General features: G+C 57.1%; 8 protein-coding genes and 2 pseudogenes. 7 read left to right on the top strand and 3 right to left on the bottom strand.

Going from position 1 to position 6010, the window contains the following annotated elements:
* Positions 1–373 (top strand): Hsp20/alpha crystallin family protein (locus BN1800_RS39060; RefSeq protein WP_143534259.1); only part of this gene is annotated, 373 nt, incomplete at its 5' end.
* A 14-nt stretch (positions 374–387) separates the two neighbouring features.
* Positions 388–906 (top strand): pyridoxamine 5'-phosphate oxidase family protein, encoded by a 519-nt coding sequence (locus BN1800_RS39055; protein WP_087006238.1) that lies wholly within the window; start codon positions 388–390, stop codon positions 904–906.
* 97 nt (positions 907–1003) lie between these two features.
* Here BN1800_RS39055 and BN1800_RS39050 read toward each other — a convergent pair whose 3' ends face one another.
* The 3 genes from BN1800_RS39050 to BN1800_RS39040 all read right to left on the bottom strand — a co-directional run bounded on the left by BN1800_RS39050 (position 1004) and on the right by BN1800_RS39040 (position 3305).
* Entirely contained in the window at positions 1004–1738 is a 735-nt protein-coding gene (locus BN1800_RS39050) for a helix-turn-helix domain-containing protein (protein WP_087006235.1), read from the bottom strand.
* 111 nt (positions 1739–1849) lie between these two features.
* On the bottom strand, positions 1850–2275 hold the full coding sequence (locus BN1800_RS39045; protein WP_087006233.1) for a hypothetical protein: 426 nt from the start codon (positions 2273–2275) through the stop codon (positions 1850–1852).
* Positions 2276–2468: 193 nt separating this feature from the next.
* A complete protein-coding gene (locus tag BN1800_RS39040; RefSeq protein ID WP_087006230.1) occupies positions 2469–3305 on the bottom strand; it encodes a universal stress protein in 837 nt (278 codons plus the stop codon).
* Between the two features lie 324 nt (positions 3306–3629).
* Here BN1800_RS39040 and BN1800_RS39035 point away from each other — a divergent pair, with 324 nt between their 5' ends.
* From BN1800_RS39035 to BN1800_RS39015, 5 genes and pseudogenes are all read left to right on the top strand, one after another.
* Complete coding sequence (locus BN1800_RS39035; RefSeq protein WP_179214028.1) at positions 3630–4457, top strand: universal stress protein; 828 nt, start codon at positions 3630–3632, stop codon at positions 4455–4457.
* A 335-nt stretch (positions 4458–4792) separates the two neighbouring features.
* Positions 4793–5104 (top strand): annotated as a pseudogene (locus BN1800_RS44370) (DUF4158 domain-containing protein); the annotation flags it as partial.
* A gap of 41 nt (positions 5105–5145) precedes the next feature.
* The gene (locus BN1800_RS39025) at positions 5146–5406 is read left to right on the top strand and encodes a type II toxin-antitoxin system ParD family antitoxin (protein WP_087006221.1); all 261 of its coding nucleotides are present in this window, start codon (positions 5146–5148) and stop codon (positions 5404–5406) included.
* Entirely contained in the window at positions 5403–5699 is a 297-nt protein-coding gene (locus BN1800_RS39020) for a type II toxin-antitoxin system RelE/ParE family toxin (RefSeq protein WP_087006218.1), read from the top strand. The genes BN1800_RS39025 and BN1800_RS39020 overlap by 4 nt, the downstream gene beginning before the upstream one ends.
* 174 nt (positions 5700–5873) lie before the next feature.
* Positions 5874–6010, top strand: a pseudogene (locus tag BN1800_RS39015) (alcohol dehydrogenase catalytic domain-containing protein); the annotation flags it as partial.

Here is a 6010-nt window from a genome sequence, read left to right as displayed (position 1 = left end):
GTTCGCCCGTCCGTCGCTCGGCCGATCATTTGCCGCGATCACGACGCTGGCCGTCGACTTGGTGGAAAAGGAAAATGCATACGAGATTACGGCCGAGCTGCCGGGCATTGATCCGAACGGCCTTGAAGTGTGGGTTTCCAACAATTTGCTGACGATCAAGGGCGAAAAGCAGGAAGCCAAGGAAGACAAGCAGAAGGAATATTACGTCTCCGAGCGCCGCTACGGCTCTTTCCAGCGCAGCTTCCAGCTGCTGCAAGGTGTCGATACGGCCAAAATCGAAGCGTCGTTCAACAATGGCGTTCTAACGGTCAATCTTCCGAAGAGTGCAGGGGCGCAGGAAAGCGAGCGCAAGATCGACATCAAGGCTGGATGACCTTCCCTGCAGGCATGCTGGCTACCAATCCGGGCGTGGTACGCTATTTTAGATCGCAGGGAGGTGTTTGGGTGTTTGAGCTTCGTGAAATGAGCAACAAGGAATGCGTGGAACTGCTGCAGCGAGCACACTTCGGCCGGATTGGATGCTGCAGGGAGGCCTGTCCTTACATTGTCCCAGTCTATTTCGCCTATGAATCGAACACGATCTACAGCTTCTCGCTGGCGGGCAGGAAGATCGAATGGATGCGGGACAATCCAAACGTCTGCTTCGAAACCGAAGAACACGGCGGCGGCAGGGGTTGGAACAGCGTCATCGCCACGGGCAAGTTCCACGAGTTGCCCGATATTGAACCGTGGCGCGCCCAAAGACTGCATGCATGGTCACTTCTGCAAAAATATAATGACTGGTGGGAAATTGGCGCCCTGAAGCCGGAGTCGATGCAGTTGGAAGCTACGATCGACCCGATCTACTATGCGATCAACATTCAAACACTCACCGGACGGTCCGCCCGGCCGGTCGAGCAGCGATGATGTCTTTGCCGCTGATCACGGCGGATCGCTGCGAGTTGGGACCGAAGTCATCGTTGAGGTTGTCGCTCATGCGTGCTTGAGTTCCGGTGACGCAGCGTCAATTCCGCCGGGCGACATGGCCGTAATCGTCATCTTCATAGTCATCGCCTGCAAACCTTTCCAGGCTCTTTGATCTGAGAATCCGAAGCCCGTGCCGCCCCTCGGGTACGAGAATGCCGCGACCGGTGAGTTTGGTGATGGTGCGGGAAACCGTCTCTATGGTCAGTCCGAGGTAATCGGCAATATCCAGCCGTGTCATCGGCAGATCGACGATCGTGGTCAGCGGGCTTGTCTGTTGTTGATGACGCAGGCGCTCCAGCAGGAAACTGCAAACCCTCTCCTCCGCGCTTTTGCGTGACAGCAGCACCATCTGGTTTTGCGCCGCTGCCATCTCATCACAAAGGCGATCGAAAAGTTGAGGATGGAGCGAAGGCGACGAATTTACGGCATCTTGAAATTCGCGACGGCCGAACCGGCGGAAACGCGTTAGCGTCACAGCCTCTGCGCTATAAAGATAACGATCTCTCAAGGAAACGCCAACGAGATCGCCGGGGAAGAGAAAACCCGTGATAATGCGGCGACCGTCGCTGATAATCTTGAAGACGCGCAAAACGCCGTCTACCACTTCATAAAGGTGCTTTGCTTCATCGCCTTCAAGGAAAAGGGTCGATCCCGCTTCGATTTGGTCGAGCGCCTGCTTGTTGAAGAGCGCTTTTATCGTCAGCGGCGGGTTTGTCGCATTCGCGTTGACGGGAAAACGATTGAAATGCTGTCCAGTGGTTGCGGCATACATGGCAAAGCCCCCTGTTTGTCTCTGCCAGTAGTTCACGCCTTTCACGTAACTTGCCGATGCCAGCTCTGCGATAAAAGGAAATAGTTTGTAACAATACGTAACATGCGGCACTCACCCCATTATAAGGCCATGGTCCCAACGGGCGAAAAATGCAGGATCGCGCATGCGCCGCCAATTCTCCGGCTCGAGCGTCCATATCCGGATTGATGCGCATTGAGCCAAACTGGCCACGTCCTTCACGTGTTTCAGCAAGGCACGAGCCACTCCCTCCTGGTCCGCCGCGCTGATGGCTACCAGGAACGGAACATCGAGAAGTTTGCCGACGATCTCATGGTCGCGGATGCGGTAGATGCACAAGCCCTGAACAACGCCTGCACTATTGGTGGCAGTGACGACCTCCTCCAGTTTGAGGAAGCTTTTGGCCGTCTGCTGCCATTCCGCAAGTGTAAGTGCCGGTACGACGGCTTGAACGAGCAAATAGGCACGGTCCACCAGGTGCGGCCGAAGGACATCAATATCGTAGTAATCTCCGGTCATGCTGCCCTACCTTTCAGATGCAGTGAGAATTGCGTCNGGCCGAAGGACATCAATATCGTAGTAATCTCCGGTCATGCTGCCCTACCTTTCAGATGCAGTGAGAATTGCGTCTTGCGGTTGGCTGCTGCTGTTGCCGCATGCATGAGGCGGCCCTCTATCTCAGATATCTGCGAGGAGCCCGTCCCTGATCGATTTAGTGACTCCAGAAAATGGGTAGCCTGGCGGTCTCAAGCATTGAGCGTGTGACCCCGCCAAAGATTCGTTCCCGAAGGCGGGAATGGCTGTAGGCTCCCATGACCAGAAGCTCGGCGCCAACATCAACCGCGTGCTGTTTTAATACCTCATCAACGGGCCTGCCGCCGCTCGAAAGGACATCAACGGCCACGGGAATGCCATGACGTGCGAGATACGTCGCAATGTCGGCCCCTGGTTCTTCTCCGCTTGCAGACGATCTTGCAACCGGATCAATCAACGTGACATGTACCTCGCTTGCGGATTGCAGGGCCGGCAACGCCTGCTGAACTGCCCGGGCGGCCTCTGGCCGAGAGTCCCAGGCGATTAGAGCCGACCGCGGTGTAAGGTTGGCTGCCTGATCTGTCGGGTTGAAAAGCAACGGCGCAGGCGATTGGAACAGGGCGCCGTCGAGAACGCGTTTGCAAAGGTCTTCGTCCCGCCCGGTCTGTCGGCCGACGAGCGTCAGGTCTGCATAGAGTGCGCGCTCGGCGATATCTTCATCGGCCCAGGCAAATTCGGTATAGATGTCCTGGACATCAAACGACAGGCCTGAGGCCTTGAGCATTTCCTTGACCGTTCCGGCCTGCTCGGCGAGCTTGTCAATGTCGCCCTGACGTTCTTCGAGCCATACCGTTGAGATCGCCTCGGCGTAGGAGCCGAAAGGCGGGGGCGCGGCCATCGCGATGATCACCGTCGACAGGTGGGCCTCGATTGCCTGGCTCAAGGCAATCGCGTTCTTGAGATCCTCTTGGAAGTGATTAACGCCGAGAACGGCGAGAATGGTTTTGTAGCGCATGTTCGTGCCTCCGCGCTCGGTAGTGAGCATGGTTTGACGATAGCGATTGGCCGGAAAGATGCTTTGATCCGCGTCAATCTGGCGATGCCGGCCAGCCGTAACTTGACGCTGATGCCGGGATCAATGCCTTGAACCCGCGCCTCCTCCCGGCACCGTTGTTTCTGAGCTACCGCACAGGCGTGTCTGCGCGTGGTAACGCAATCATTCGCTCGATCACCTCCCGCTATGGATTTTCGCGCTGCTTGTTTGTCCTTTGACCAGCATCAATGTCGTAGCCGTTCCGCTGACCTAGAGTGCTGGCAAGAAAAGCGGAGACGAGCCTCAATGGATGTGAGATCTTTCTTACTCGTGATCGCCCCAACTGCTTCGAAGATCGATGTGCAAAACGCATTGACCTTGGCCGCAGTGGCAAATGATCACCTCGCAGTGCTGGTTACGGCGATTGCTGACCCACCGACTGTCGGGGATTATCCGGTCGGCGAAATCTGGCTCGACAAACGCGAACGCGACTTGGCCAGTGTTGAATCAGAAGTGGTGCGCTGCAAGGAGCAATGCGAGCTGGCCGGGCTATCGTTTGACGTCGATAGTGTCTATCCCGAGCGCGCCTGGGCGGACGCCGCCATTGCGGCGCGCGCATTGTGTTTTGATCTCGTGCTGATCGGTTCGAGCGCTTTGCGTGATCCTGAGCTGACGCGCAGCCTCATTGGCGGCGTTCTGTTTGATGCTGGTCAACCGGTAGTGCTTCTGCCAGATCGGCCCTCGACCTTGTGCCCGAGAAAGGTTCTGCATGCCTGGGATGGGAGCCTCCCCGCAGGGCGCGCTGTACGAGCAGCGCATGATATCCTTGTTGCCGCAGAGGAAGTCCATGTCGTGCTTGTGGACCAGCCGCGCTCAAGGTTCGAGGGCGGAGACGAGCCAGGCGCCGGTATGGCCAGCTATCTTGCCCGACACGGGATCAATGTCGTGGTCGACCGGGTTGCCAGTTGCGGCCGTCCGATCTCAGACGTTCTGGTACGCCATGCGCTAGAGATCGGCGCCGACCTGATCGTCATGGGTGCCTATGGTCATTCACGGCTGCGCGAGCGCATCTTTGGCGGCGTGACGAGGGCGATGATCGATCAACTGAAACTGCCTGTATTGATGGCGCACTGAAAGCGAGGGCTTCAATTGTGAAGAAGATCAAGATTCCGCAGAAGAGCTGGGTGCTTGTCTGCGACAGCTCTAAAGCGTTGTTGCTGCGCAATGACGGAGTACGTGTCGGACCGTTCACCGCGCGATCCCGACCAAGACGTCAATCCATGGTGACGGCTTCATAGGAGGGTTCGCTTGCCGAATACAAAAGAGCGCTGATCACGGAAGAAAGACGCGCTCAACATCTGGCTTTGAGGGCAGGCACGATCGATGTCCTTCGTCGAAGCGCAGTCGCGTGCCATCCTGTTCGAGCCGCCTGAAACTTACGAAGAGGGCCTGGCGCCTATGCGCTCTCGGTTGCCGATGTTACCTTCGCCAAAAGGCACCGCCGTTCGCACAACCGGTTGGCCTTTGCGATCGAGCTTGCCTTGGTCCGAGATCTGGGGGCCTCTTCGGGCGGACGAAGCTCCGCCGCAGGCCATTATCTCGGTTGTCGCCGATCAGCTCGACATCGACCCCGCCGTTTTCGGCTCTATGCGCAACGGGAGGAAACACGCCGGGAAGGCCCGGTCGGCCGGACGCTGCGAAATTATGACGGTGCGGCGCATGCTCGGTCAAGGTCGAGATCGAAGAGGTTGAAGCGACGCGGCAATATTGATAATAGTTGATAACTGCACTGTGTAACAGCTTGGACCGAGGAGAAATTCACATGATCAGCGCGGATCTGGGTAGACAACTTGAAAGCTACATTCAGCAGCTCGTCGATGCTGGCCGCTACGGCTCGAAAAGTGAGGTTCTGCGGGAAGGCGTGCGACTGATTCAGGATCGAGAAACGAAACTGGCCGCACTGGATGCCTCGATCATGCGTGGCATAGCCGATGCTGACGCAGGCCGCACACATGCCGCTGAAGACGTCTTCAGCGAGCTACGGGCACGTTACCAGGCGATGGCGCTGGGGCAGGGTGAATGAAAGTTCGCTTTACGACTGAAGCAAAAGCGGATTTGAGGCAGATCGCTGACTACATCGCAAAAAACAATCCGCTCCGGGCATTGTCGTTCATTGATGAGCTGGAACAGAAATGCTTGTCCCTTGCCACTTCTCCAAAGGCTTTCCCTTTGGTGCCTCGATATGAAGGGCACGGCATTCGTCGCCGAGTGCATGGGAACTATCTGATTTTCTACCGTGTGGAAAACGAACAGGTTGTTATTCTCCACGCCCTACATGGTGCAATGGACTATGCCTCCATACTGTTTGAGAGCTAGACCGGATGATCTTGCAGAAGCGCTCGGCAACTTGCTTGAAAATGCTGCCTACCAGCGGACGAAGGTTTCGGTTCAAGCCCGGCGGCAGGCGGGTTTCATTATCATCGCGATCGCGGATGACGGTCCCCGGAAGAGCATTAGGAGGAGGCTCTTTCGCGCGGCGGCCGGCTCGATCGATCAGGAAGCCGTGTCGGCGTGCCGTGGCTGGGTCACAGCTGCGGGACATGCCCCTATCGCCGGTCGAAGGCTGAAAACCTCTGCGAACGGCCGGAGTTTACCGGCTATACGCGCGATGGCGGCTTTGCCACCGA

Source organism: Rhizobium sullae (genome assembly GCF_900169785.1).
Taxonomy (GTDB): Bacteria; Pseudomonadota; Alphaproteobacteria; order Rhizobiales; family Rhizobiaceae; genus Rhizobium; species Rhizobium sullae.
This window is presented reverse-complemented; position numbering and strand designations above follow the sequence as displayed.

What these genes read in the sequence shown, in the direction of transcription:
- BN1800_RS39055 (WP_087006238.1), top strand. Translation starts at nt 388, where the DNA reads ATGCTGGCTACCAATCCGGGCGTGGTACGCTATTTTAGATCGCAGGGA.
- BN1800_RS39050 (WP_087006235.1), bottom strand. Translation starts at nt 1,738, where the DNA reads ATGTATGCCGCAACCACTGGACAGCATTTCAATCGTTTTCCCGTCAAC.
- BN1800_RS39045 (WP_087006233.1), bottom strand. Translation starts at nt 2,275, where the DNA reads ATGACCGGAGATTACTACGATATTGATGTCCTTCGGCCGCACCTGGTG.
- BN1800_RS39040 (WP_087006230.1), bottom strand. Translation starts at nt 3,305, where the DNA reads ATGCGCTACAAAACCATTCTCGCCGTTCTCGGCGTTAATCACTTCCAA.
- BN1800_RS39035 (WP_179214028.1), top strand. Translation starts at nt 3,630, where the DNA reads ATGGATGTGAGATCTTTCTTACTCGTGATCGCCCCAACTGCTTCGAAG.
- BN1800_RS39025 (WP_087006221.1), top strand. Translation starts at nt 5,146, where the DNA reads ATGATCAGCGCGGATCTGGGTAGACAACTTGAAAGCTACATTCAGCAG.
- BN1800_RS39020 (WP_087006218.1), top strand. Translation starts at nt 5,403, where the DNA reads ATGAAAGTTCGCTTTACGACTGAAGCAAAAGCGGATTTGAGGCAGATC.